The organism is Pseudomonas vranovensis DSM 16006, from assembly GCF_000425805.1.
Taxonomy (GTDB): domain Bacteria; phylum Pseudomonadota; class Gammaproteobacteria; order Pseudomonadales; family Pseudomonadaceae; genus Aquipseudomonas; species Aquipseudomonas vranovensis.
In genome coordinates, this window is sequence record NZ_AUED01000003.1 from 477,685 (window position 1) to 502,289 (window position 24,605).

Consider the following 24,605-nt stretch of genomic DNA (forward strand, 5'->3'; position numbering starts at 1 on the left):
GCGTCGCCTTCTTGTGGGTTATTGGATAGGCAGAAGTGATGTCACTTTGAATTCACTGTTTCGGGGATCCCCGATGCAATGTTTACGGTTGTGGGCAACCGCGCTCTTATAAGAAATCTGTATTCATGGCGTCACCGCGTTGCGGTAGCGAAGACACACTTCCTCGCTACCCCGCGCACGCTCGCCCATACATTTCAAGGCGCGGCTTTGGGTCTTGCCTGTACTTCGCCACAACGCTTTCGACGACTCAGGCAATGCCAATACAGTGGACGCATCGGCGCCCTGGCGCTTGATGGTTTTCTTCATGGGGAATGACGAAATCGGCATAGTCAGTAAATTTTCCTGTTCGTCTTCGGAAAACTGCTAAACCCTTACAGGCCACGCACTCTTTGGCGTCCATCGAGGCTCGACAGCTCGCAGAGGGTGCGGCAAAGTGTCCGCCTGGTGAGAGCCTGCTTGTGGATTTTTACCAACCGGTCAAGAACGAGAGCCCGGCCCATGACCCCCAGTGCATTTGCCATCCTTTGCCAGAACAACGATCAGTGCCGTCCTGAAAGCATTGAAGAGCTGTTATCCGGCATGGCGTTCTTATTGCCGTTGTTCGATGCCATTTCCAATGTGGCGATATTCATCAAGGATGTTCAGGCGCGTTATCTATTGGCCAATCAGGCGTTGATACAGCGCTGTGGTTTCAAACAGTTGAAGCCATTGTTGGGTAAAACCAGCGCCGAGGTGTTTCCGGCGCAATTGGGCCCCGGATATACCGAACAGGATCGCCGGGTGCTGGAAGAAGGCCGGGTATTGGAAGATCAACTGGAGTTGCACTTGTATGGCTCGCGCGAACCGGGCTGGTGTTTGACCCACAAGCGCCCGTTATACAATCGGCGCGGTGAAATCATCGGCCTGGCCGGGGTGTCCGTGGACTTGCAGTCGGCCAGCGATTCACACCCCGCGTATCAGCGGCTGGCGGCAGTGGATGAGTACATCCGGGCGAATTTTCACCAGCCGGTGACCATGCGCGAGTTGACCCGTGTGGCGGGGATTTCCGTGGCGCAACTGGAACGCTACTGCAAGCGGGTGTTCCACCTGACGCCGCGGCAGATGATCCACAAAGTGCGGCTTGAGCATGCGCATCAGTTGTTGCATACGGCGTTGCCAATTACCGAGGTGGCGTTGCGCTGCGGGTATACGGACCATAGTGCGTTCACGCGGCAGTTCAAGGTGTTGACGGGGTTTACGCCGAGGCAGTATCGGCAGGCTACAGGGGGGATGGTGGGTTAGGGATACTCTGCAAGAAGCCCACGGCCAGATCTGCTACTATGCCGCCCCTCAGAAAAAGAGCCAGCGCAGCCTGGCCAATGCGAGCCCCGACCCTCGGCATCAATTGTCACTACACTGACCAGGCCGACGGCGTTGCTGAAACTGTGGGCGTCTCCCATCGTTACAGGCCATTCATATTGAAGAAGGCACTGGTCGTGCGTGCACGCCGGTTGCTTTACAGACTGAGCAGCGCCTTACCAAGGCCCTGCGCTTTACTTGGGAACATACGATGACAGCCGTGATCAACGCACTGAATACCTTCTTCTGGGGGTATGTCCTGATCTATGGCCTGCTGGCCGCAGGTATCTACTTCACTGTCCGTCTGGGCTTTCTGCAATTTCGCCATCTGCCCGAATTCTTTCGCTCGGTATTGCGCGCACCGGCCAAGGATGCCAGTGGTATTACGCCGTTCCAGGCGCTGTGCACCAGCCTGGCCTCCCGGGTAGGCACGGGTAACCTTGCCGGTGTGGCCGTGGCCATCACCCTCGGTGGACCGGGTGCGGTGTTCTGGATGTGGGTAGTGGCGTCACTGGGCATGGCCACGGCCTATGCCGAAAGCACCCTCGCTCAGTTGTACAAGGTACGCAACGACAAGGGTGAGTACCGCGGCGGCCCGGCGTTCTATATTGCCAAGGGCCTGAACGCACCCTGGGCAGCGGCGATTTTCTCAGTGTGCTTGATCATCGCCTTCGGCTTGGTATTTGGCGCCGTGCAGGCCAACTCCATTGCCGATGCCACCCAGGGCGCCTTCGGCGTGCCCAAGCTGACCACCGGTGTAGTGGTGGCGGTGCTGGCCGGCCTGGTGATCTTCGGCGGCATCAAGAAGATTGCCCGTTTCGCTGAATGGGTCGTGCCGTTCATGGCGGGCGCCTACCTGCTGGTAGCGGTCTATGTGATCCTCACCAACCTGGGTGAAGTCCCGGGCGTGCTGATGCTGATCATCAAGAGTGCCTTCGGCATCGAGTCGGCGGCAGGCGGTGTAGCCGGGGCCCTGCTCAACGGCGTGAAACGCGGGTTGTTCTCCAACGAGGCCGGCATGGGCTCGGCGCCGAATATCGCGGCCGTTGCGACTCCCAATCCCCACCACCCATCGTCGCAAGGTTTTGTGCAGGCGCTGGGTGTGTTCATCGATACCCTGCTGATCTGTACCGCCACCGCGATCATGATCCTGCTGTCGGGCGTGGTTCCTGGCCCCGACATGACCGGCACGCCGCTGACCCAGGCGGCCATGAACGAGCACATTGGCTCGGCAGGGCAGTACTTCATTGCCATTGCGATCTTCTTCTTTGCCTTTACCTCGATCATCGGCAACTACACCTATGCCGAAAACGCCATGGTGTACCTGAAGCTCAACACCCGCGTGGGCCTGACCGTGCTGCGTACCGCTGCCCTGCTGATGGTGGTGTGGGGCGCCTATGAAAGCGTTGCCACGGTGTTCGATGCGGCCGACGCAGCGATGGGCCTGATGGCGACTATCAACCTGATTGCCATCTGCCTGCTGTCGGGCGTGGTGGTCAAGCTGACCCGCGACTACTTCGCCCAACGGGCGGTGGGCACGCCGGAGTTCAATGCCAAGGACTATCCGGAGTTGTCGGGCAAGATCGATGCCGAGATCTGGGGGGCGGCCGATGGCGGGCGTGCCGATCCGGTCGAAGTGTTGAAGGAACGCTAGTCGCTTTGCGGGGCAAGCCCGCTCCTACGGTAGGAGCGGGCTTGCCCCGCGATAGGCCATAATGCCCCGACACCATCACCCGGGGCATTGCGATGATCGGTTTCACTTTCCGCCAGCTTGAGTATTTCGTCGCTGCCGCCGAGCAGGGCAGTGTCAGTGCGGCGGCGCGGGCCAAGCACATCTCCCAGCCTTCAGTGTCCCTGGCCCTGTCGCAGCTGGAGTCGATCCTCGGTGAAAAGCTCTTCCATCGCCAGGTCAGCCGAGGCCTGGAACTGACCCCGGCCGGGCGCAAGCTGTTGGAACAGGCGCGCGGTATCCTCGACATGGCAACCGCCATCACTGGCCCAGGCGAGCAGCAAACCAGCCTGCGCGGAGCCTTGAGCCTGATCTGCTTCCAGGATTTGGGGCCGTATTACGCACCACGGCTGTTGAGCGGCTTTCGCCAGCGTTATCCCGACGTCAGCATCACCTTGTTCGAGGCCGATCTTGCCGAGGTGAATCGCAGGTTGGGCGATGGCAAGGCAGAGCTTGCGCTGACGTACGACGTGGGGCTCGACTCACCGATCGAGAAACGCGTGCTGGCGCAACTGACGCCCTATGCACTGCTGCCGGCCGATCATCCCCTGGCCTTGCAGGACAAGGTGTCGCTGGTAGACCTGGCCGCCGAATGCCTGATCCTCGAAGACATCTCCAGGACCCGTGAGTACTTTCTCTCGTTGTTCTGGGCTCACGATCTGCAACCTGCCGCCCTGCAACTGACCCAGACCTTCGAGATGCAGCGCGGGCTGGTGGCCCATGGTTATGGCGTGGCGTTATCGTGTACGCGACCGGTGAGTGATTGCAGCTACGACGGCAAACCGTTGGCCTGCCGCCCGTTGCTGGAGACGGTAAGCCCGCAGCCGGTGGTACTGGCCCAGTCCAGTGCCATGCGCCCGTCGGCGGCAGCGCAGGCATTCCTGGACTGGGCCACGCAGCAGTTTCCTGCCTAGATCAGCCGTTGACCGGCCCAGGCGCCGCGACCAGCGCCTTGGGTTGGCGCGCCACGAATAACCAGTAGCCCAGAGACAGCAAGGCCAGCCAGCCAATGCCCACATACAGCGCCATGCGGGTGTCCGGGAACCAGGCCAGCACGCCGAAGATGAACAGCATGAAGATTGCCGCGCAAGCCGGGCCTACAGGCCACAAAGGCACCGGGAAATGCAGCTTGGCCACTTCTTCTCGGCTCATGCCACGGCGCATCACCATCTGCGACAGCAGGATCATCAGCCACACCCAGACAATCGAAAAAGTCACCACCGCGGCCAGGATCAGGAACAGGTTCTCTGGCGCCAGGTAGTTCAGTACTACACCGAACAGCAACGCCGCGCCCATCACCACCACGGTCATCCATGGCACCCCGAAGCGTGACAGGCGCGAGAAGCCTGAGGGTGCCTGGCCGTTCTGGGCCATGCCGTACATCATGCGGCCGGCAGCGAAGATATCGCTGTTGATCGCCGATACGGCGGCAGAGATCACCACGATGTTCAGCAAGGTGGCGGCAGAGCCGATGCCCAGGCCACTGAAGATCTGAACGAAGGGGCTGCCTTCGCTGCCGATGCGGGTCCAGGGGTAGATCGACATCAGGATGAACAGGGTGAACACATAGAACAGCAGGATACGCAGCGGCACCGAGTTGATTGCTTTGGGGATCACCCGTTGTGGGTCCTTGGCCTCGCCTGCCGTAATGCCGATCATCTCGACGCCGCCGAAGGCGAACATCACCACCGCAAACGAGGCAATCATGCCGCTGACGCCGTTGGGGAAGAAACCGCCATGAGTCCACAGGTTGCTGATTGTCGCCACCTGTTCGGCGGAACCGCCCAGCTGAATGCCGAACATCAGCACCGCCGCCCCGGCCAGGATCATCGACACGATGGCGGTGACCTTGAGCAGTGACAGCCAGAACTCCAGCTCGCCGAACACCTTGACGCTGCACAGGTTCAAGGCGCCGATGAAGAACACGATGCCCAGCACCCAGATCCAGCGCGGCGTCTCCGGGAACCAGAAGCTCATGTACACGCCGAAGGCGGTGACGTCCGCCAGGCACACCACCAGCATCGAAAAGGCATAGCTCCAACCGGTGAGAAAGCCCGGAAAGCGTCCCAGGTACTGGCTGGCGTACTGGCCGAAGGAGCCGGATACCGGGTTGCGCACGGCCATTTCACCCAGGGCGCGCATCATCATGTAAATGGCCGCGCCACCAATCAAGTACGCCAGCAATACAGACGGCCCGGCCAGCTTGATGGCCGAGGCCGAGCCATAGAACAGCCCGGTGCCGATGGCCGACCCGAGCGCCATGAAACGGATATGGCGGGTACTCAGACCTCGCCGCAAGGCGGTGTTGTTATCATTCATCCCAGGTAACTCCTCATTGTTCTTATTGTTCAGTGGCAAGGCGCCGAAGGAGACAGGCAGGGCTATTAACCGGCCAATTGGCGGGGGTGACAATAAGGCAGGCCATACAGAATGCTGATAGTGGCGAATAGGCAAAGTGTCGTTTACCGGCGGCGGGCACGGGTTCAATACTTTTGGCCATTACAACAAGAGAGGACTGCCCCCGATGAATGCCGATATCGAACAATTTCAACGCGACGGTGCAATCGTGCTGCGCGGTGTGTTTCGCGACTGGATCGAGCGCTTGCGCGAAGGGTTCGAGCAAAACCTGGCAGCCCCCAGCGCCTTTGCCATCGAGAACGTGGGCAGTGGCGAAGGCGGGCGCTTCTTCGAGGACTACTGCAACTGGCAGCGTATTCCGGCATTCACCGACTTTGTCCTGAATTCTCCGGCGGCGGGGATTGCCGGGGGGCTGATGCAGTCTCGGGAAGTACAGGTGTTCCATGAACACATCCTGGTCAAGGAGCCGGGTACCTCCAAGCCCACGCCCTGGCATCAGGATTTGCCCTATTACTGCGTGGACGGCCAGCAGACGGCCAGCTACTGGATTCCGCTGGACCCGGTCACTCGCCACAACACATTGAGTGTGGTGCTGGGGTCGCATCGCTGGCCGAAGCCGGTGCGCCCCAAGAGCTGGGCCAGCAACAAGGATTTTTACGGCGCAACCGATGCAGGCTCGGGTGAAAGCCTGTTCATGGATATGCCGGATGTGGAGAGCGGCGAATTTGAAATCCTCTCGCCCGAGCTTGAGCCGGGCGATGCAGTGGTGTTCGATTTTCGCACCGTGCATGGTGCTGCCGGGAACATTGGCGGCAACCGCCGGCGGGCGTTTTCGACCCGTTTCATGGGCGACGATGTGCGCTATGTCCAGCGCCCGGGGCGTACCTCGCCGCCGTTTCCCGGTATCAACCTGAAGACCGGCGATCGCATGCGCGAAGACTGGTTCCCGGTGGTCTGGTCGCGCAACTGACACCGACAACCGCGCAAACAAAAGCCCCGCAGCGAGCTGCGGGGCTTTCTACTGTTCGGCGGGGCGCTACGATTTTACGTGAGCGACGATTTCATCCTTGATCATCAGGCGTTTTTTGCGCAGTTGGGTGATCTGGTCGTCAGTGGCGCTGCTGCTCTCTGCCTTGAGCACCTCGGTGTCGATGGCGTTGTACTTCTCGTGCAGCTCGCTGAGCCTCTTGTCAGTGGTCTTCTTGGCGTCGAACGCCTCCTTGGTCATGTTCAAGTCTGCGAGCAAATCGTGCTTGACCGGCATTTCTTCACCTCTCCGGGGGTTTGGGGTGGAAGTCATGAACTTAGAGGATAGTCGTCTTTGCCAGGTTTCGGGGCTGCGGTAGTCTGTCGCATCATTTGCCCGCCAAGGATTCAGAGCAATGCCTCACCTGAACGTGGAATACAGCGACAACCTGCGTGACCTGGACGTCGACCGGCTGCTGCTGCGCCTGAACCATGCGCTGGTGGGCAGTGGCCAGTTCGCCGACGAGCTGGACATCAAGAGCCGCGCTGCCGCCTTTGCGGGCTTTCGAGTCGGTATTGCACCGAGCGAGCGGGCGTTTGCCCATGCCAGGCTGTCGATCCTCAGTGGGCGTTCGCCCGAGGTCAAGCGCCAGTTGTCCGCCAGCTTGCTGGAGGTGCTCAAGGAAGCTATCCCGGCGCGCGCCGGGCTGGATATCCAGCTGTGCGTCGAAGTGCTGGATATCGATCGGGGTTCCTATGCAAAGGTTCATGTGCCGGGTTACGTGCAAGTGACATAAGTAACGTGAAAAAAATGTCATGATAAAAAAGACGCCAATGCATTAAACGTTGGCGTCTTTTTCACGAAAAATTGAGGGTGTGCTACTTAAAGTTCTGATTGTTTCAAGGGGGTGCCGCAAGGGCACTGTTTCCGACGATCAATCAAGTGAAGCGCCATGTTCAAGGTCAAACCACTGCGGGCCGAATGGGTTACGTTGTGTGCCAGTCTTTATCTGCTTGTCGGCGTCAACTCGGTACTTTGGCACCATTTGTCCAGCGTTGTTCAGCCCGGTGTGGCGGGAATATTCCTGCGGCTGGCCTTTGGTGTACTGATCGTCTGTGCGTTCAACGTGATCTTGACCTTGCTCGCCTTCAAGGGTGTTTTAAAACCACTATTGATTACCTTGTTCATGGTCAGTGCCGGTACCGCTTACTTCATGAGCCAGTATGGCGTGTTGATGGATGTGGGTATGTTGAGAAATACCGCAGAAACCAATACTGCTGAAGTAATGGATTTGTTGTCGATTAAGTTATTTGCTTATCTTTTCATGGTGGGTGTGTTGCCGTCGGTGCTGCTTTACAACACGCCCATCCAGTACCGGACCTGGTACCGCGAGTTGTTGTTCAAGTTACTTGCTGGCGGCGCGTCGGTGGCATTGCTCGGTGTGGTGGCGCTGGCCAATTACCAGGGGCTCGCCTCGCTGTTTCGCAACCATCACGAGATCCGCCTGATGCTGGTACCCAGCAATGTGGTTGGCGCTTCGTTCGGCTATGTCGGCGAGCGCATCGGTACTGCGGCCAAGCCATTTGCCACAATAGGCGAGGACGCCCGGCGCGATCTGGCCTGGCAGCAGCATTCGCGCAAATCCCTGACCGTGCTGGTGGTGGGGGAGAGTGCGCGGGCTGCGAACTTCGGCTTGCTTGGCTACGACCGCGACACCACCCCGGAACTGAGCAAGGAAGCCGGGCTGATCGCCTTCAGCGATGTGCATTCCTGCGGGACCGAAACTGCCGTGTCGGTGCCGTGCATGTTCTCTAATCTCACTCGCAAGGGCTACCAGGCCACCCAGGCCAAGAACCAGGAAGGCCTGCTGGACATCCTGCAGCGCGCTGGCCTGGCGGTGCGCTGGCGTGATAATCAGTCCGGCTGCAAAGGCACCTGCGACCGGGTGCAGTTCGAGGATGTCAGCAACCTCAAGGACCCTGCGCTGTGCACCAGCAGCGAATGCCACGACGAGATCCTGCTCAAGGGCCTGGCCGAGATGATCGACAACCTGCAGCAGGACACCGTGGTGGTTTTGCACCAGATGGGCAGCCATGGCCCCGATTACTTCAAGCGTTATCCGATGCAGTACGAGCGCTTCACCCCGGTGTGCCCGAGCAACGCCTTGAACCAGTGCAGCGAGCAGAGCATCGTCAACGCTTATGACAACACGCTGGTCTATACCGACCATGTGCTGGCGTCGCTGATCGACATCCTGCGCAGCAAGCAGGACAAGGTCGACACCGCGATGCTCTACCTGTCCGATCATGGTGAATCCCTGGGCGAGTACAACCTGTTCCTGCATGGCACTCCGTACATGCTGGCGCCGGAACAGCAGAAGCACGTGCCGATGCTGGCCTGGTTTTCCGACCACTACCTCCAGGCATTCGGCGTCGACACAGACTGCTTGAACAGGAACCGCAACAAGCCGTTGAGCCAGGACAACCTGTTTCATTCCATGCTCGGCCTGCTGCAGGTGCATACCGCGGTCTATAAGCCGCAACTGGACCTGTTTGCCTCGTGCCGCCCGGCACTGGCCAGCCATTGAGAACCTGCGCAGGCGCGCAGGCCGTTGTAGCAGTCGAGTGGTTTCCCGGCAGTGGCCTGCGCCGTATATACTGCGCGCCATTGTTTGTGGGAGAGCCTTGTGGCCATCGATATTCACTGGATTTGCGACGACAGCAGCCTGGCTGAACACTGTCTGCAGTGGCGCAAGCTGCCCTTCGTGGCACTCGACACCGAGTTCATGCGGGTTGATACCTTTTATCCGATTGCCGGTTTGATCCAGGTCGGCGACGGGGCACGTGCCTACCTGATCGATCCGCTGCGCGTCAGCAACTGGCAGCCGCTGGCCGAGCTGCTCGAAGACAGCCAGGTGATCAAGGTGCTGCATGCCTGCAGCGAAGACCTCGAAGTGCTGTCGCGCCTGACCGGCAGCCTGCCGGCGCCGTTGTTCGACACCCAACTGGCCGCTGGCTACCTGAACCTGGGCTTCTCCATGGGCTACTCGCGCCTGGTCCACGAAGTGCTTGGCATCGAGCTGCCCAAGGGCGAAACCCGCTCCGACTGGCTGCAGCGTCCGTTGTCCGAGACCCAGGTCAGCTACGCCGCTGAAGACGCCGTACACCTGGCCGAGCTGTACGAGCGCCTGCGCCCGCAGTTGTCGGACGAAAAAAATGCCTGGGTGTTGGAAGATGGCGCCGAGCTGGTCGCCCAGCTGCGCCGCGAGACCGACCCCAACGAGTTGTACCGCGACGCCAAGCTGGCCTGGAAGCTGTCCCGCGCCCAGTTGGCGGTGCTGCGTGAACTGTGCGCCTGGCGCGAGCGCGAAGCCCGTGCCCGTGACCTGCCGCGCAACCGCATCCTGCGCGAAAACGCGCTGTGGCCCATGGCCAAGACCCAGCCGCAGACGTTGTCGGCGCTGGCGAAAATCGAAGACATGCACCCGCGTACCATCCGCCAGGACGGCGAGTTCCTGCTCAACCTGATCAAGCAGGCCGCCAGCCTGCCGGCCGAGCAGTGGCCAGCGGCCCTGCCCGAGCCGTTGCCGATCGAAGCCTCGGCGCTGCTCAAGCAGCTGCGCGCCATTGGCCAGGCCGAAGGCGAGCGCCTGAACATCGCCCCCGAGCTGATGCTGCGCAAGAAAATCCTCGAGTTTCTGCTCAAAAGCGGCTACCCCAACGGTCCTTATCAACTGCCCGATTCGCTGCGTGGCTGGCGCCGTGAGCGGATGGGGCAAGCGCTGCTCGATTGTCTGGCCGGCGCTGGAGAACAACCATGAAACGCATCTGCTCGATCTACAAGAGCCCACGCAAGAACGAAATGTACCTCTACGTGCTCAAGGCCGACGGCCTTGAGCGTGTTCCCGAAGGCCTGCTGCCGTTCTTTGGTACGCCGGTACATGCCTTTGACCTGGTGCTGACCCCTGAGCGCAAGCTGGCCCGCGAAGACATAGCCAAGGTGCTGGAAAACCTCGAGCAGCAGGGCTATCACCTGCAGATGCCGCCGCTTGAGGATGAGTACATTGAGCACCTGCCTGAAGAGCTGCTGCGCCGCAACGACCCGGTCTGAGCCCGCCTGCCTGATGTGATGCCGCCACGCCGGATGGCCTGGCGGCCTTCGAAGTTTCTGCCAAGGTTGTAACGAACATGCGCGTTTTGATCGCCGAACAGGACCATGCCCTCTACGCTCGCCTGCTGCGCGAGGCGGCACCGGACCTGAACGTCCTCACCAGTGGCGACTCGGCGGAACTGACCCGCCAGGCCGCCGATTGCGATGTGTGGCTGGGCCAGCCAGACCTGCTGGCAACGTTGCTGCGCCAGGGGCATCAGCCCCAGTGGTTGCAGTCGACCTGGGCCGGCATCACGCCGCTGCTGGCCGACGGCTTGCAGCGCGACTACCGCCTGACCCGCGCAGTGGGCATCTTCGGCCAGGTGATGGCCGAGTACGTGCTGACCTACATGCTCGGTCATGAGCGCGAGGTGATGGCGCGCCTGGTCAGCCAGGTCGAACGTAAATGGGATGATCGCCCCGGACGTACCCTGGAAGGGCGACGGGCGCTGATCGTCGGCACCGGTGATATCGGCCAGCGTGTCGCGGAGTTTCTCCTGCCCTTTGGCATCAAGCTCTACGGCATCGCCAGCGAGGCTCGTGAGCAATCGCCTTTCATCGAAGTGGCAGCCATCAGCGAGCTGGGGCGCCTGGTCGGCGAAGTCGACTACGTGATCAACCTGCTGCCCGACACCCCGGCCACCCACGACCTGTACGATGCTGCGCTATTTGCTCGCTTCAATCCCGAGGCGTTGTTCATCAACGCCGGTCGCGGTGTGGCGGTGGTCGATGGTGATCTGGTCGAAGCCTTGAAACAGGGGCATTTGGCCGGCGCGGTGATCGACGTTTGTCGTCAGGAGCCATTGCCGGCGCGTCATCCGTTCTGGACGGCCTGGGGGCTGCTGCTGACCGGACACAGCTCGGCGCCCACCTCACCGACGGCGATGGTGCGGTTGTTCGTCGAGAATCTGCGGGCGTATCAGGCGGGAGAGGCGTTGCGCGGGGAAGTGGATTTTGTGCGTGGCTATTGAGTAATGGAATCGCGGGGCACGCCTGCTCCTAGCGCTGTAGGAGCGGGCGTGCCCCGCGATTGATTACAGCGAGAAATCACCTTCAGCCGCCAGCTCGCTCAGCGAACGACGCGGGCTAGGCTCTTCGCGGGCCTGCAGGGCTTCTGCCAGGCTGGCCTTGTCACCCAGCTTGCCGATCGCCACCACGGCGTGCAGTGCGTAGCCCTCGGGAATCTTCAGCTCCTGGCGGGTCAGCTCTTGGTCGAAGCCGGCCATGCCGTGGGTATGCCAGCCGCTGATGCTCGCTTGCAGGGCCAGGTGGCCCCAGGCCGAACCGGTGTCGAAGGTGTGCCACAGGGCCGGTTTTTCTTCGCTGGAGCCCGGGGCGGCGAAGGTGGTCTTGGAGATCACGATCACCAGGGCCGAGGCGTGTTGCGCCCAGCTGCGGTTGAATTCGTTGAGCAGGCCCAGGTAGCGCTCCCAGTTCGGCGTGTCACGGCGGGCATAGAGGAAGCGCCATGGCTGCGAGTTGTAGGCCGACGGGGCCCAGCGCGCCGCTTCGAGGAAGCTCAGCAGGGTGGCTTCGCTGATCGGTTCGGCGGTGAAGGCGCGTGGCGACCAACGCTTGATGAACTGTTCGTCGATGGCATGTTCGGCAATGCGAGGATTAGCACTCATGGCGAGTTCCTGAAAGTAGGTGGGGACCGTCGGTAAAACTACTGTGTCGACTCGGCACTGACAAGCGGTCTGGCATTGCTGCAAGACTCGCCCTAGACTGGCGCCGCCGCACCGCGGCGCCTCTTTTGAACAGGACACCCGTTACATGATTGCCAGCGCCGACGCTTTCTGGAAGCGTAAGACCCTCGAACAGCTGGACCCCCAGGAATGGGAGTCGCTGTGTGACGGCTGTGGCCTGTGCTGCCTGCAAAAGCTTGAAGATGAAGACGACAACAGCGTCTATTACACGCGCATTGCCTGCAAGCTGCTGGACCTGAAGACCTGCCAGTGCAGCGACTATCCCAACCGGTTGAAGATCGTGCCTGACTGCATCCAGCTGACGCCGGGCAAGGCCGACCAGTTCAAATGGCTACCAACCACCTGTGGTTACCGCCTGATCAGCGAAGGCAAGGACCTGCCAAGCTGGCACCACCTGGTATGCGGTGACCGTCAACAGGTACACAAACAGCGAATTTCCCAGTCCGGGCGCATGCTCAGCGAAGAGAGCGTGGACGAGGATGACTGGGAAGATTATCTGATTTTCCGCGCCGGCTGAGCCGCCCGGGTTTGCCGGGTATCGCGTCTGGGGGAACAAGGAGTTTCTGTATGCGTGTGCGTTGCCATTGGTTGCTGGCCCTGAGTCTGTTGGCCTGTTCGCCGGCCTTTGCCAAGAAAGTCGACCTGGACTATCACGTTCGCCTGCTGCCCCAGAGTGAACAGGCCGAAGTACTTCTGACCCTGGCTGAAGGGGCGGCGGTGCGCAGCCTGGATTTCGACCTGGGCAAGGCGGGGGTCTACAGCGATTTCAAGGCCGACGGCCAATGGCTGCTGCGGGGCGACGGCCAGCGTGGGCATTGGCAGCCGGCAGCGGGCAAGAGCCAGCTGACGTACCGTGTGCGCTTGTCCCAACGGCTTAAAAACGGCAGTTACGAGACCCGCATGACGCCCCACTGGGCGCTGTTTCGCGGTGATGACCTGGTACCCCCGGCACGCCTCGACCAGCAGGACGGTACCGAACTGGTCGCCCGCCTGAGTTTTGAATTGCCCAGCGGCTGGAAGAGTGTCGAGACGCCCTGGCCGCGCATCGGCAAGCAGCGCTTTCGCATCGACAATGTCTCGCGCCTGTTCGATCGCCCGACCGGCTGGATGGTCGCGGGCACCATCGGCACCCGTCGTGCGCGCCTGGGCGAAACCGACCTCAGCGTGGCTGCGCCGCAAGGGCAAGGCATGCGTCGGCTGGATAACCTGACGTTGCTGACGTTCGTGTGGCCGCAGTTGCAAGCGGTGTTCCCGCGCAATCCGCCAAAGCTGTTACTGGTGGGGGCCAAGGATCAACTCTGGCGCGGTGCCCGAGCGGGGCACAATTCGATCTACCTGCACAGTAGCAGGCCGCTGGTCAGCGAGAACGGCTCAAGCCCGCTGTTGCGGGAGCTGGTACATGTCTTCGCACAGATCAACGACCGTCAGGCCAGTGACTGGATTGGCGAGTCCCTGGCCGATTACTACGCCATCGAATTGCTGCGACGTGCCGGGGGCATCACCGAGGATCGCTACCAGGCCGTGCTGGCCGGCCTTGAGCGTAACGGTGCCAAGGTCAGCAGCTTGCGCGGTGAACAGGTGGACAGCGCGACCACGGCCCGGGGTGTACTGCTGTTGCAGGCACTGGACCGGGAGATTCGCTTGCACAGCCATAACCAGCGTTCGCTGGACGACGTCACCCGCGCAATGATGCGGCTCAACAGCGTCAGCACCGAAGAGTTCGTCCAGCTCAGTGAAAGTGTGCTGGGGCGCGAATCCGAGGTGCTGGCGAGCAAGCTGCTGCGTTAGGGCTTGGGGTTAGTCAGCGAGTCGTTGCCGGTAACCGTGGCGCTGCGGGTAGCGGCGTCGGCGCTGGCCTTGAGAGCGCGCAGTTCGGCGCCGTTGCGCTCGATGGTCGAGCGCAGGTTGTCGAGGTCGCTGCGACCGCGCTCCATCAGGCTCTTCATCGAACTGTGACCGGTAATGCCACGGGCCAGGGCCACGCCGCCGATGGCCATCTGGATCAGGCCGAACAGCCCACCACGGCGCAAGCCCTTGCCCACCATGATCACACCGCCGGCCACGGAGCCGGCGCGTTCCCAGCCGTGCACGTTGTGTTCGGGCTTGTCTTGCAGGGCAGGGATCAACGTCTTGTTCTCGGACATGGTCATTCTCCAGTGGGGGCGATGATATGCAGCAGACCACCGCAGTCGACGGACTGTTCCTTCGGATTTACTTGAACTTGGGGCCAGAGCGAGTGTTCAGGCCTTTGGCCAGTCGGTCGTAGAGCACCACGTTGACCGTGGCGGCCAGGTTCATGCAGCCGTTGGTCGGGATGTAGATGGTCTCTTCGCACCAGGCCCGCACGCTTGGATCGAGGGAGCCGTCCTCGGGGCCGAAGATGTAGATGGCGCGGTCGGGGTGGGTGTACTCGGGCAGGGGGCGGGCGCCGTCGACCAACTCAACGGCCACGGGCGTGCAGCCCAGGGGAATGATTTTTTGCAGATCGTCGATGCCGATCAACGGGATGTCGTAATGCACGCGCTTGGTGTCTGTGACAAAGTCGCGGGCACGCTCATAGCGCTTGCCGGTGTAGAACACCGAGTTGACGCCGTAGCAACCCGCCGCGCGCATTACTGAACCGACGTTCTCCGCTGACTTGGGGTTGAACAGACCAATGCAGCTGTACCGTTTGTTCGCCACGTGCCGGGGCCCTTCGCAAAAAAGAACGCGATTATACGGGCTTGCCGGCGCGGGTGGGGCGCGGGTTTGCGCTCAGTCTTTTTTCAGCAGGCCCGCCAGTCCCGCAAACGGGTTGTGGGTGGCCTTGGCGATGCTCGGGCTGCTGGTCGAGCCTTCGCTGAAATATTGCTGGTCGGTGTAGCGGGAATGTTCGTTGTCGTGACAGTACAGGCACAGCAACTCCCAGTTCGAGCCATCCTGGGGGTTGTTGTCGTGGTTATGGTCACGGTGGTGCACGGTCAGTTCGCTCAGGCGCTTGCCGGAGAACTCCCGGGCGCAGCGACCGCAGACGTGCGGGTACATTTTCAGGGCTTTGTCGCGATAGCCCATTTCTTTGTCGCGCTTGGCGTCGGCGAGGATGCGGTCGAGCCGTGCGGTGGCGGAGGCAGTGGATGCCGAACTCATGGGATTACCTTTTCTCGGGCTTGTTACGGTTATGCCTTGAAGTTTAGCCCGATGGCGGGCGTTTCGGACAGGCTACGCTTGGGAGTAGGCTGTCGGGTCGTTACCAAGGAGCCTGCGTATGCGTTATTTGACCATCGCCGCCTTGATTCTGGTGTGTTTGCAATCGGCTGTGGCCGCCGAGCTGCAGCCGCGGCCCATTGCGCCGGTGCCAGGGGCACCAGGAACGGCGACGCCGACGCCGTATCCGCAGATTACCCCCAGTACGCCACCCCGGGCCGGTGATGCGACGCCCGGCTCACCGTTGTTGCCGTCGATTCCGGTGCCTTCGCCGCCAAGGGACCAGCCCTTGCCGGGGTTGACGCCGCAGCAGGAGAAGCCGAGGTCGGATTAGGGGGGCAGATCCACAACCTGCAGGAGCGGGCTTGCCCCGCGATACGCAATTCAGACAACCCAGGATGTGCAGGCTGTACTGGCCATCGCGGGGCAAGCCCGCTCCTGCAGGCGTGTTGTGTGTCAGGCATTCACACCCAGCACCTTGAACACAAACCCATACTCCAGCGCCACATCCCGCAGCCCTTGGTACCGCCCACTCATGCCGCCATGCCCGGCATCCATCTCGGTCTTGAGCAGCAGCAAGTTGCTGTCGGTCTTGGTCACACGCAGTTTGGCCACCCACTTGGCCGCTTCCCAGTACTGCACGCGGCTGTCGTTGTAGCCCGCCACCACCAGCAGCGCCGGGTAGGCCTGGGCCTTGACGTTCTCGTAAGGCGCGTAGGCCTTGATGCGCTCGTACACTTCAGGTTCTTCAGGGTTGCCCCACTCGTCGTACTCGGTGACGGTCAACGGCAGGTCTGGGTCGAGCATGGTATTGAGCACGTCGACGAACGGCACTTCGGCAATGGCCGCCTTGAACAACTCCGGGCGCTGGTTGAGCACCGCGCCAATCAGCAGGCCACCGGCGCTGCCACCACTGATTGCCAGTTGGTCGGCGCGGGTCACGCCCTGGGCGATCAGGTGTTCAGCGCAGGCGATGAAGTCGTTGAAGGTGTTGGTCTTGTGCTCCTGTTTGCCAGCCCGGTACCAGGCTTCACCCAGCTCGCCACCGCCGCGCACATGGGCGATGGCAAAGGCCACGCCGCGCTCCAGCAGGCTCAGGCGGGCATGGGAGAACCATGGGTCGAGGCTTTCGCCGTAGGCGCCGTAGCCATAGAGGTACAGCGGTACCGGCTTGCCCAGGTCGGTGCGGCGTTGCACCAGGCTGATCGGCACTTGGGTACCGTCGCTGGCAGTGGCCCAGAGTCGCTGGCTCACGTACTCATCGGGGTCGAATGGGCCCAGCACCGGAGTCTCTTTAAGAACCTGCTGAGCACCACTGGCGAGCTCCAGCTGGCGCACCTGGGCCGGGCGATTGAGGGCCTGGTAGCGCAGGCGGATGCGCTGGCTTTCAAACTCGAGGCTGTCTTGCACATACAGGTTGTAGGCCGCATCCGGCAGCTCCACCCGGTACGGGGCAAGCCCTTGTGGGCGCACTTCGATGATCGGTAGGCCGCCTTCGCGCAGGCTCAGGCTCAGGGCGCTGGCGTTCAGGCTCAGGCCTTCGAGCATGACGGCGTCGCGGTGCGGCACCAGCAGTTGCCACTGCGCGCGGGTCGGAACCTGCTCACTGCCGGCGTGGTACAGGGCGAAGTTGATGCCGTCCTGGTTGGTGCGGATAAACCAGTGCCACTGCCCGTCGAGCTGGCCGTGGTCCGGGAAGTATTCATGGCCTTCGACCCGTGGCGCCAGGCAGGTGAAATCGCCGTCCGGCTGCTCGGCGTCCAGCACCCAGGCTTCGCTGGTGGTCTTGCTGTTGAGCAGCAGGATCAGTTGGCGCTCGGAGCTGGCGCGGTAGCAGTGCAGGAAGAATCGCCCGTCGGTCTCTTCGAAAATGGCCTGGCAACCTTCGCGGCCCAGGCGGTGGCGCAGCAGTTTGTGCGGCCGATGGGTGTCGTCCAGTTCGGCGAAGAACAGCGTCTGGCTGTCGTTGGCCCAGGTCATGCTGCCGTCGCACTGCTCGAACGGCAGTTGCTCGATGGCACCGCTGGCCAGTTCCTTGACATATAGGGTGTAGATTTCGTCGCCCGTGGTATCAAGGCTGTAGGCCAGGCGCTGGTGGTCGGGGCTGACGTTGAAGGCGCCCAGCGAGAGGAAGCCGCCATTGGCCAGCTGGTTGGGGTCCAGCAGCAGTTCTTCCCGGCTTTCATCGACTGTGTTGGAGTCGTCGGCCGGGCGCGGGCAGCGGTAGTGACGTGGGTACTCTTCGCCGGCGGTGGTGCGGCTGTAGTACAGGTACGGGCCCCAGGGCGAAGGCAGCGACAGGTCGGTTTCGAGGATGCGGCCCTTGATCTCTTCGAACAGCTGGTCGCGCAGTTCGGCCTGGTCGGCCAGTTGCGCCTCCTGGTAAGCGTTCTCGGCGTTCAGGTAGGCGATCACGTCGGGGCTGTCGCGCTCCTGCAGCCAGGCATAGGGATCGGCGCCTTCGGCCTTGCGGGCAATCGGGGCGCGGGGGACGGTGACGTCTGCGGACATGCGGGGTTCTCTTGGCTGGGGGGCGCCTGCGCGCTCAAATGTGTTTATCATAAGCGTCTATTTGCCTAGCTTGCCACGGACACCATGACCGAGAACGACTATCTGCTCGCCTGGGGCCTCTACGCCCTGGCCGCCCTGGGGTGCCTGGCGGTGGGCTTTCGCCTGACCCGCTGGATGTGGCGCTGGCTGCGCGAACCGCTGCGGGTGCTGATGGCAGTACTGCTGCTGACCCCGACCATCATCGATCCCGTCAAAGACAAATTCGCCCCGGCTATCGCCATTGCTGCTCTCGACCTGCTGTTCAAGGTCGGCAACAACATGCTGCGCGCCGCGGCCGACCTTGCCATGTATGGCATGATCGCCTTCGCGCTCTACGGAGTGTTCGTGGTGCTGCGCTGGCCGCTCGAGAAACGCGCCAAGGCCCGTCGTGAGCAGGCCGAGGCCGCCGCCAAGCGCGATGCCGAAGAGGCCGTGGCCGATGCACCGATGGCCGCCGAGAGACGCGACCGTTATCGCAACCCGCCCGAAGCACCGTTGGGCGGTAGCCGTTCGCGGGTCGAGCCGCGCTTGTAGCCATTTGCCCGGGAGCAGCCAGAATGTGTGAACTGTTGGGCATGAGCGCCAATGTACCCACCGATATCGTCTTCAGTTTCACCGGGCTGATGCAGCGCGGTGGACGTACCGGCCCGCACCGCGACGGCTGGGGCATCGGATTCTACGAAGGCCGTGGCCTGCGTCTGTTCCAGGACCCGGCAGCCAGTTGCGAATCGGAAGTGGCCAATCTGGTCCAACGCTACCCGATCAAGAGCGAAGTGGTGATCGGCCATATTCGCCAGGCCAACGTCGGCAAGGTCTGCTTGTCCAATACCCATCCTTTTGTACGCGAGCTTTGGGGACGCAACTGGTGTTTCGCCCACAACGGCCAGTTGGGTGAATTCAAGGGCCAGGCCACGTTCTACCGCCCCATTGGCGACACCGACAGCGAAGCGGCCTTCTGCGACCTGCTCAACCGCATCCGCGAGGCGTTCCCGGAGCCGGTGGAGGCTGAAGTGTTGTTGCCGGTGCTGGTCGAGGCCTGCGCCGAATACCGTGGCAAGGGTGTGTTCAATTGCCTGCTCAGCGATGGCGACTGGCTGTTCTGCTTCTGCTCGACCAAGCTGGTGCATATCACCCGGCGCGCACCGTTCGGGCCGGCGCGGCTCAAGGATGTCGACATGATCGTCGACTTCCAGGCCGAGACCACCCCCAACGACGTGGTCACCGTGATCGCCACCGAAGCGCTGACCGAGAACGAGACGTGGCAGCGCTACGAGCCGGGCCAGTGGGCGCTGTGGCGCCGTGGTGAATGCATCGCCCAGGGACAACGCTAAGGGATAGCCCATGTTCAGAAGTTACCTGCGGTTGTTGCTGTTTACCTTCGGGTTGCTGGTGGGGGTGCAGGTACCTGGCCTGATCAACGACTACAGCCAGCGGGTCGAAGCGAAACTGCTTGAATCGCGCGAGGGTCTCAAGGGCTTCGAGGACACCGCCCGGCGCTTTTTCAATGGAGACCTGCAAGCGCTGGTGCGCCACTACCGCAGCAGTGACGACCCGGTGTTCAACAGCGACGCCAACAGCATCGACAGCCTGCTGATCCGCAATCGCCTGCTCGAACGGGAATGGCAAATCCTCCAGGGGCCATGGCTGGAGCGCACCTGGCATGTGCTGGTACAGGCCGACAGCCAGCTGCGCGAGGAAACCCTCAAGGGCTACAACTACCAGATCCTCCTGGCACCCGAAGCCCTGGCCTGGGGCCTGAGCTTCGCCTTGTTGCTGGCCCTGAGCATTGAAAGCCTCTTGCTGCTGTTCGGCTGGGTGGCCCTCGGCGGGCGGCGCAAAGCGGTGAAAGAGAGCTGGCGCTAAACCAGCTTGATGCGCTGGGGACCAGCATCTGCGGCATAACGCTCCAGTACGTTGCGACACAGCGCCACCACTTCGTCTACCAGTTCGACCCCGGTCTGCCAGGCCACCACCAACTCCAGGCTCGGCGGTTGCTGCGCTAGCGGCAGCAGGGTCAGTTCCCCTCGCGCCAGTTCCTCGCTGACCAGCGCCGGGGGCAGGGCGCCGATGCCGAAGCCATCGCGCAGCAGACGGGTAATCGCCGCCACCGAGTTCACGCAGTTCAGCCGTGGCGCACTGACGCCTTCGGCCTGGAGCAGGCTGAGCACCTCCTGGTGTGGCCGGGAGTTTTTCGAGAAGGTCACGATGCGCTCGCGGGCAAGCTCGGCGAGGGAGGCATAGTCGCGGTTGTAGATCGACTGGCTGGCCACGATCCAGCCCATGGGGTAGCGCGCCAAGTCCAGGCTGCGGATCGATTCCTGGCGCAGAAGGTCGGTTTGCAGAATTACATCGAGAAAGCCTTTTTGCAGCTGTTCGCGCAAGTTGAGCGCAGTATCGGCGATCAATTCGATTTCAACCTGCGGGTAGCGCTCCATCAGTTCCGACACCAGCGGGCTCATCCAGGTATGGATAACCGTGTCCATTACACCCAGGCGAATCCTGCCGACCTTGGCCCGGTCGCTGTCCAGCGATTGCTTGAGCGCCTTGGCCGTGTCGAGCATCTGCTCGGCGTATTCGAGCACCTTGCTGCCTTCGGGCGTCAGGCTGACCCCACGGGAATCGCGCAGCAACAGCTTGACCCCAAGGTCGGCCTCCAGCGCAGCGATGCGGCTGGAGATCGAGGCCTGGGTGGTAAAGAGCTTTTCGGCGGTCAGGCGAAAGCTCTTGAGCCGGGCGACCCAGACGAAGGTTTCGAGGAACTTGAGGTTCATGGTGCGCTCACTGATCAAATTTTTCTTATGCCAGACCGCTGGTTTTTCTCGTTGGACGGCGATGCGCACCCATCGAAAAATGACAGTCAGGTTGCGACAAAGATCGTCGCCTTTAAAACAATACCAACAAGCTGAGGCAACCATGAACCCATCGGGCGTGCAGCAACAGGTCAAAACCAGATCGGTGGCGGGTCCCTTCGACTGGTACCGCAACATCAACAAGCAAGAACGACGGACCTTCTGGAGCTGCAAGATCGGCTACGGCCTCGATGGCATGGACACCCAGATGCTCAGCTTCGTCATCCCCACCCTGATCGCCCTGTGGGGCATCACCACCGCCGAGGCCGGGCTGATTCACACCAGCACTCTGATCGCTTCGGCGCTGGGCGGCTGGATCGCCGGCATCCTCTCCGACCGCATCGGCCGGGTACGCACCCTGCAATTGACCGTGCTGTGGTTTGCCTTTTTCACCTTCCTCTGCGGCTTTGCCCAAACCTACGACCAACTATTGATCGCCCGCACTCTGATGGGCTTCGGCTTCGGCGGCGAGTGGACTGCCGGCGCCGTGCTGATCGGTGAAGTCATCCGTGCCAAGGACCGCGGCAAGGCGGTGGGCATGGTGCAGTCCGGCTGGGCCATTGGCTGGGGCCTGACGGCGATTCTGTACGCGGTGCTGTTCACCTGGCTGCCGCCTGAAGACGCCTGGCGCGCCCTGTTCCTGCTGGGTATCGTGCCGGCGGTGTTCGTGATTTTTGTCCGTCGCCTGGTCAAGGACCCGGAAGTTTATCGACTGGCCAAGGCGGCGGAAAAAACCGAAGCGCCGTCGCACTTCTATGAAATTTTCGCCCCTGGCATGCTCTTCACCACCGTCCGCGCCTCGCTGCTGACCACTGGCGCCTTGGGCGGTTACTACGCCATCACCTCCTGGCTGCCGACCTTCCTCACCAACGAACGTGGCCTGAGCGTATTGGGCACGGGCGGCTACCTGGCCATGGTGATCGTCGGCTCATACGTCGGCTACGTGATCAGTGCCTACCTCACCGACCTGTTGGGGCGCAAAAAGAACTTCATCCTATTCGCCGTGGGCTCGTTCATCATCGTGCTGCTCTACACCCAGATGCAGGTCAGCGATGGCGTGATGCTGTGGCTGGGCTTCCCGCTGGGCTTCTTCGCCTCGGGCATTTTCAGCGGCATGGGGGCATTCCTGACCGAGCTGTTCCCCACTCGTATTCGTGGTTCGGGGCAGGGCTTTTGCTACAACATCGGTCGCGCCGTGGCGGCACTCTTCCCGCTGCTGATCGGCATGCTCAGCCAGAAGGTCCCGTTGGGGCTGGGTATCGGCGGCTTTGCGGCAGTCAGTTACGGTGTGGTAATTCTGGCGGCACTGAGCCTGCCGGAAACCCGCGGCAAAGAACTTGAAGCCCAATAAGGCCGAGCCTGAAGGAGTGCCACACGTGAGCCGCCTGCTATTGAATTGCGACATGGGTGAAAGTTTCGGCAGCTGGACCATGGGCCTGGATGCCCAGGTCATGCCGTTTGTCGATTGCGCCAACATTGCCTGCGGTTTTCACGCAGGCGACCCTGGCATCATGCGTCACACCGTGGGCCTGGCCGTGGCCAGCAAGGTGCGCATCGGCGCGCACCCGGCGTATCAGGACCTGGTCGGTTTCGGCCGTCGTTCCATGGCCTGCAGCGCCGAAGAAATCCGCGACCTGCTGCACTACCAGATCGGCGCGCTGGACGGCATCTGCCGTACCCAGGGCACCCGCGTTACCTACGTCAAACCCCATGGCGCGTTGTACAACGACATGATGGCCGACCCGCAGAAGCTGCGTGCGGTGCTCCAGGCCGTGGCCGAGTACGACCGGCAACTGCCGCTGATGCTGATGGCCACCGCCGATAATAGTGCGGCCCAGACGCTGGGCGACGAGTACGGCGTGCCGCTGTGGTTCGAGGCCTTTGCCGACCGTGCCTACGACGCCGCCGGGCGCCTGGTGTCGCGGCGCCTGCCGGGTGCGGTACACCACGATCCGGCAACGATTGTCGACCAGGCCTTGCGCCTGGCCCGTGGCGAGCCCCTGGTCGCGGTCGATGGCAGCGAACTGCGCCTGCAAGCCCAGACCCTCTGCGTACACGGTGACAACGACAGTTCAGTGGCCGCGGTCCAGCAGATCCGCCAGGCCCTCGATGCGCAGGTGGCGTCATGACCTATCGCATTGAAACGGTGGCCATTGACTGCCTGATGGTGCGGCTGTTCGACGCCATCGATGAAACCAACATGCCGTGGATGCTTGCCGCCAGCCAGCGCCTGCGGGCGGTATTCGGCGAGTACCTGATCGACCTGGTGCCGTCGTATACCACGGCAATGGTGCATTTCAACCTGCTGCAGTTGTCGCCAGGGCAGGCCCGGGTGCTGGTTCGCGAGGCACTGGAAAACCTGCAGCCGGACAACGGCAGCGGCGGGCGCCAGCACGAGATCCCGGTATGGTACGACCCCAGCGTCGGGCCGGAGCTGAGCCTGCTGGCCGAGCGTTGCCACACTTCGGTGGCCGACATCGTGCGCCGCCACAGCGAGCGCGAGTACCAGGTGTTCGCCCTGGGCTTCGCCCCAGGCTTTGCCTTCATGGGCCTGGTCGAAGAGGCGTTGGCGGCGCCGCGCCTGGCCACGCCACGCAAGCGCGTTGCCGCCGGCAGTGTGGGCATCGCCGAGCGTCAGACGGCAGCCTACCCGGCGGTGTCGCCCGGTGGCTGGAACCTGATCGGCCGCACCCCGAGCAAACTGTTTGACCGCGAGCGTGACGGTTACAGCTTGCTGCAGCCGGGCGACCGGGTGCGCTTCGTGGCGGTGGATCGCGCCACCTTCATCAATCAGGGCGGCGACGATACGCCACTGGAGGCGCAGCCATGAGCCGCTTGATGATCGAGGCCAGCACGCCGCTGTGCCTGTTGCAGGACGCCGGGCGCTTTGGCGTGCGTCACCTGGGCGTGACCCAGGGCGGCGCGCTGGACTGGGTGTCGATGCGCTGGGCCAACTGGCTGCTGGGCAATGCCGCCGATGCCGCTGTGGTAGAGATAACCTTGGGTGGTTTCAGCCTGGTGGCGGAGCAGGACTGCTGCCTGGCCCTGGCCGGTGCCGACCTGGATGCACGCATCGACGGCGAGCCGCTCAAGCCCTGGTCCAGTTTCGTACTCGGCAAGGGCCAGCGCTTGCGCCTGAACCAGCCGTTGCAGGGCGCGCGGGCCTACCTGGCGGCGCCCGGTGGTTTTCACGCACCCCAGGTGCTGGGCAGTTGTGCCAGCGTGGTACGTGAGGAGCTGGGTGGGCTGGACGGCCTGGGTTCGACCCTGCTCAAGGGACAGCACCTGGCTTACAGCGGCCAGGCAGCCGGCGGGCGGGAAGTGCCCCAGGCAATGCGTGTGGACTTCACCCGCAACAGCCTGGACCTGGTGCTGGGTGCTCAGGCGGGTGATTTCAGCGGCATGAGCCTGTTCGAAGTGTTCAATCGCGACTGGACGTTGGACAGCCGCGCGGATCGCATGGGTATGCGCTTGCTGGGACCGGCCTTGCAGTATCAAGGGGCGCCGATGATTTCCGAGGGGATTCCGTTGGGCGCCGTGCAGGTGCCGCCGGACGGGCAGCCGATCGTGTTGCTCAATGATCGCCAGACCATTGGCGGGTATCCGCGGTTGGGGGCGTTGACGCCGCTGGCATTGGCGCGGCTGGCGCAGATGTTGCCGGGGAGCGTGGTGCGGTTTGTGCCAGTGGTTCAGGACCTGGCCTGGCAAGAACAACGGGCATTTTTGCAGCGCTTCGCAGAGTGATTGCGGGGCGGGCCCGCACCTTGTGGAACCAC

General features: G+C 62.3%; 28 protein-coding genes. 19 read left to right on the plus strand and 9 right to left on the minus strand.

What is annotated here, in order from left to right:
* Positions 1–123 precede the first annotated feature (123 nt).
* Positions 124–306 (minus strand): hypothetical protein, encoded by a 183-nt coding sequence (locus H621_RS28460; protein WP_156905605.1) that lies wholly within the window; start codon positions 304–306, stop codon positions 124–126.
* A gap of 192 nt (positions 307–498) precedes the next feature.
* On the opposite strand from H621_RS28460, the gene H621_RS0109245 reads away from it, so the two are divergent.
* From H621_RS0109245 to H621_RS0109255, 3 genes are all read left to right on the plus strand, one after another.
* Positions 499–1,281, plus strand: coding sequence for an AraC family transcriptional regulator (locus H621_RS0109245; RefSeq protein WP_028943116.1), 783 nt, complete (start codon positions 499–501; stop codon positions 1,279–1,281).
* A 268-nt stretch (positions 1,282–1,549) separates the two neighbouring features.
* A complete protein-coding gene (locus H621_RS27000; RefSeq protein ID WP_051270488.1) occupies positions 1,550–2,992 on the plus strand; it encodes an alanine/glycine:cation symporter family protein in 1,443 nt (480 codons plus the stop codon).
* Positions 2,993–3,084: 92 nt separating this feature from the next.
* The gene (locus H621_RS0109255) at positions 3,085–3,981 is read left to right on the plus strand and encodes a LysR substrate-binding domain-containing protein (protein WP_028943117.1); all 897 of its coding nucleotides are present in this window, start codon (positions 3,085–3,087) and stop codon (positions 3,979–3,981) included.
* Position 3,982: 1 nt separating this feature from the next.
* On the opposite strand, the gene H621_RS0109260 is transcribed toward H621_RS0109255, so the two are convergent.
* A complete protein-coding gene (locus H621_RS0109260) occupies positions 3,983–5,386 on the minus strand; it encodes an amino acid permease (protein WP_028943118.1) in 1,404 nt (467 codons plus the stop codon).
* A 205-nt stretch (positions 5,387–5,591) separates the two neighbouring features.
* Between H621_RS0109260 and H621_RS0109265 the strand changes: the two genes are divergently transcribed.
* Complete coding sequence (locus H621_RS0109265; RefSeq protein ID WP_028943119.1) at positions 5,592–6,395, plus strand: phytanoyl-CoA dioxygenase family protein; 804 nt, start codon at positions 5,592–5,594, stop codon at positions 6,393–6,395.
* A 66-nt stretch (positions 6,396–6,461) separates the two neighbouring features.
* Here the strand turns inward: H621_RS0109265 and H621_RS0109270 are convergent, their stop codons facing one another.
* On the minus strand, positions 6,462–6,689 hold the full coding sequence (locus tag H621_RS0109270; protein ID WP_028943120.1) for an HP1242/YdcH family protein: 228 nt from the start codon (positions 6,687–6,689) through the stop codon (positions 6,462–6,464).
* 118 nt (positions 6,690–6,807) lie between these two features.
* Between H621_RS0109270 and H621_RS0109275 the strand changes: the two genes are divergently transcribed.
* The 5 genes from H621_RS0109275 to H621_RS0109295 all read left to right on the plus strand — a co-directional run bounded on the left by H621_RS0109275 (position 6,808) and on the right by H621_RS0109295 (position 11,512).
* Positions 6,808–7,188: a 5-carboxymethyl-2-hydroxymuconate Delta-isomerase gene (locus tag H621_RS0109275; RefSeq protein ID WP_028943121.1), complete on the plus strand. Its 381-nt coding sequence runs from the start codon at positions 6,808–6,810 to the stop codon at positions 7,186–7,188.
* A gap of 156 nt (positions 7,189–7,344) precedes the next feature.
* Entirely contained in the window at positions 7,345–8,979 is a 1,635-nt protein-coding gene (locus H621_RS0109280; protein ID WP_028943122.1) for a phosphoethanolamine transferase, read from the plus strand.
* 99 nt (positions 8,980–9,078) lie between these two features.
* Positions 9,079–10,212 carry a ribonuclease D gene (rnd, locus tag H621_RS0109285; protein ID WP_028943123.1) on the plus strand — a complete coding sequence of 378 codons (1,134 nt, stop codon included), beginning with the start codon at positions 9,079–9,081 and terminating at the stop codon, positions 10,210–10,212.
* Positions 10,209–10,502 (plus strand): YcgL domain-containing protein, encoded by a 294-nt coding sequence (locus H621_RS0109290; RefSeq protein ID WP_028943124.1) that lies wholly within the window; start codon positions 10,209–10,211, stop codon positions 10,500–10,502. Before rnd ends, H621_RS0109290 begins: the two co-directional genes overlap by 4 nt.
* Positions 10,503–10,579: 77 nt before the next feature.
* Positions 10,580–11,512 carry a D-2-hydroxyacid dehydrogenase gene (locus H621_RS0109295; RefSeq protein ID WP_028943125.1) on the plus strand — a complete coding sequence of 311 codons (933 nt, stop codon included), beginning with the start codon at positions 10,580–10,582 and terminating at the stop codon, positions 11,510–11,512.
* Positions 11,513–11,575: 63 nt separating this feature from the next.
* On the opposite strand, the gene H621_RS0109300 is transcribed toward H621_RS0109295, so the two are convergent.
* On the minus strand, positions 11,576–12,169 hold the full coding sequence (locus H621_RS0109300) for a nitroreductase family protein (RefSeq protein ID WP_028943126.1): 594 nt from the start codon (positions 12,167–12,169) through the stop codon (positions 11,576–11,578).
* A gap of 145 nt (positions 12,170–12,314) precedes the next feature.
* Here H621_RS0109300 and H621_RS0109305 point away from each other — a divergent pair, with 145 nt between their 5' ends.
* Both H621_RS0109305 and H621_RS0109310 read left to right on the plus strand, forming a co-directional pair.
* On the plus strand, positions 12,315–12,764 hold the full coding sequence (locus tag H621_RS0109305) for a YcgN family cysteine cluster protein (protein WP_028943127.1): 450 nt from the start codon (positions 12,315–12,317) through the stop codon (positions 12,762–12,764).
* A 56-nt stretch (positions 12,765–12,820) separates the two neighbouring features.
* A complete protein-coding gene (locus H621_RS0109310) occupies positions 12,821–14,035 on the plus strand; it encodes a hypothetical protein (RefSeq protein ID WP_028943128.1) in 1,215 nt (404 codons plus the stop codon).
* On the opposite strand, the gene H621_RS0109315 is transcribed toward H621_RS0109310, so the two are convergent.
* The 3 genes from H621_RS0109315 to H621_RS0109325 all read right to left on the minus strand — a co-directional run bounded on the left by H621_RS0109315 (position 14,032) and on the right by H621_RS0109325 (position 15,373).
* Positions 14,032–14,391: a YgaP family membrane protein gene (locus H621_RS0109315; protein WP_028943129.1), complete on the minus strand. Its 360-nt coding sequence runs from the start codon at positions 14,389–14,391 to the stop codon at positions 14,032–14,034. The two genes, H621_RS0109310 and H621_RS0109315, sit on opposite strands and share 4 nt — an antisense overlap.
* Positions 14,392–14,458: 67 nt before the next feature.
* Positions 14,459–14,929 (minus strand): RNA methyltransferase, encoded by a 471-nt coding sequence (locus H621_RS0109320; protein ID WP_010223125.1) that lies wholly within the window; start codon positions 14,927–14,929, stop codon positions 14,459–14,461.
* A gap of 72 nt (positions 14,930–15,001) precedes the next feature.
* Complete coding sequence (locus H621_RS0109325; protein WP_028943130.1) at positions 15,002–15,373, minus strand: YajD family HNH nuclease; 372 nt, start codon at positions 15,371–15,373, stop codon at positions 15,002–15,004.
* Between the two features lie 118 nt (positions 15,374–15,491).
* On the opposite strand from H621_RS0109325, the gene H621_RS28010 reads away from it, so the two are divergent.
* Complete coding sequence (locus H621_RS28010; RefSeq protein ID WP_084167943.1) at positions 15,492–15,764, plus strand: hypothetical protein; 273 nt, start codon at positions 15,492–15,494, stop codon at positions 15,762–15,764.
* A 122-nt stretch (positions 15,765–15,886) separates the two neighbouring features.
* Here H621_RS28010 and H621_RS0109330 read toward each other — a convergent pair whose 3' ends face one another.
* Complete coding sequence (locus H621_RS0109330) at positions 15,887–17,941, minus strand: S9 family peptidase (RefSeq protein ID WP_028943131.1); 2,055 nt, start codon at positions 17,939–17,941, stop codon at positions 15,887–15,889.
* 84 nt (positions 17,942–18,025) lie between these two features.
* On the opposite strand from H621_RS0109330, the gene H621_RS0109335 reads away from it, so the two are divergent.
* Genes H621_RS0109335 through H621_RS0109345 form a run of 3 tightly spaced genes read left to right on the plus strand, consistent with a single transcriptional unit; the run spans position 18,026 to position 19,843 of the window.
* A complete protein-coding gene (locus H621_RS0109335; protein ID WP_028943132.1) occupies positions 18,026–18,514 on the plus strand; it encodes a hypothetical protein in 489 nt (162 codons plus the stop codon).
* Between the two features lie 23 nt (positions 18,515–18,537).
* A complete protein-coding gene (locus tag H621_RS0109340; RefSeq protein WP_028943133.1) occupies positions 18,538–19,311 on the plus strand; it encodes a class II glutamine amidotransferase in 774 nt (257 codons plus the stop codon).
* A 10-nt stretch (positions 19,312–19,321) separates the two neighbouring features.
* Complete coding sequence (locus H621_RS0109345; RefSeq protein WP_028943134.1) at positions 19,322–19,843, plus strand: DUF2937 family protein; 522 nt, start codon at positions 19,322–19,324, stop codon at positions 19,841–19,843.
* Here the strand turns inward: H621_RS0109345 and H621_RS0109350 are convergent.
* Entirely contained in the window at positions 19,840–20,751 is a 912-nt protein-coding gene (locus H621_RS0109350) for a LysR family transcriptional regulator (RefSeq protein ID WP_028943135.1), read from the minus strand. The two genes, H621_RS0109345 and H621_RS0109350, sit on opposite strands and share 4 nt — an antisense overlap.
* 142 nt (positions 20,752–20,893) lie before the next feature.
* On the opposite strand from H621_RS0109350, the gene H621_RS0109355 reads away from it, so the two are divergent.
* From H621_RS0109355 to H621_RS0109370, 4 genes are read left to right on the plus strand one after another with little or no spacing between them, the layout of a single operon-like run.
* Positions 20,894–22,180, plus strand: coding sequence for an MFS transporter (locus tag H621_RS0109355; RefSeq protein WP_028943136.1), 1,287 nt, complete (start codon positions 20,894–20,896; stop codon positions 22,178–22,180).
* A 25-nt stretch (positions 22,181–22,205) separates the two neighbouring features.
* Positions 22,206–22,958 (plus strand): 5-oxoprolinase subunit PxpA, encoded by a 753-nt coding sequence (locus H621_RS0109360; RefSeq protein WP_028943137.1) that lies wholly within the window; start codon positions 22,206–22,208, stop codon positions 22,956–22,958.
* Positions 22,955–23,659 (plus strand): 5-oxoprolinase subunit PxpB, encoded by a 705-nt coding sequence (pxpB, locus tag H621_RS0109365; RefSeq protein WP_028943138.1) that lies wholly within the window; start codon positions 22,955–22,957, stop codon positions 23,657–23,659. The genes H621_RS0109360 and pxpB overlap by 4 nt, the downstream gene beginning before the upstream one ends.
* Positions 23,656–24,573, plus strand: a complete 918-nt coding sequence (locus tag H621_RS0109370) for a 5-oxoprolinase subunit C family protein (protein WP_028943139.1) — start codon at positions 23,656–23,658, stop codon at positions 24,571–24,573. Before pxpB ends, H621_RS0109370 begins: the two co-directional genes overlap by 4 nt.
* Positions 24,574–24,605 lie beyond the last annotated feature (32 nt).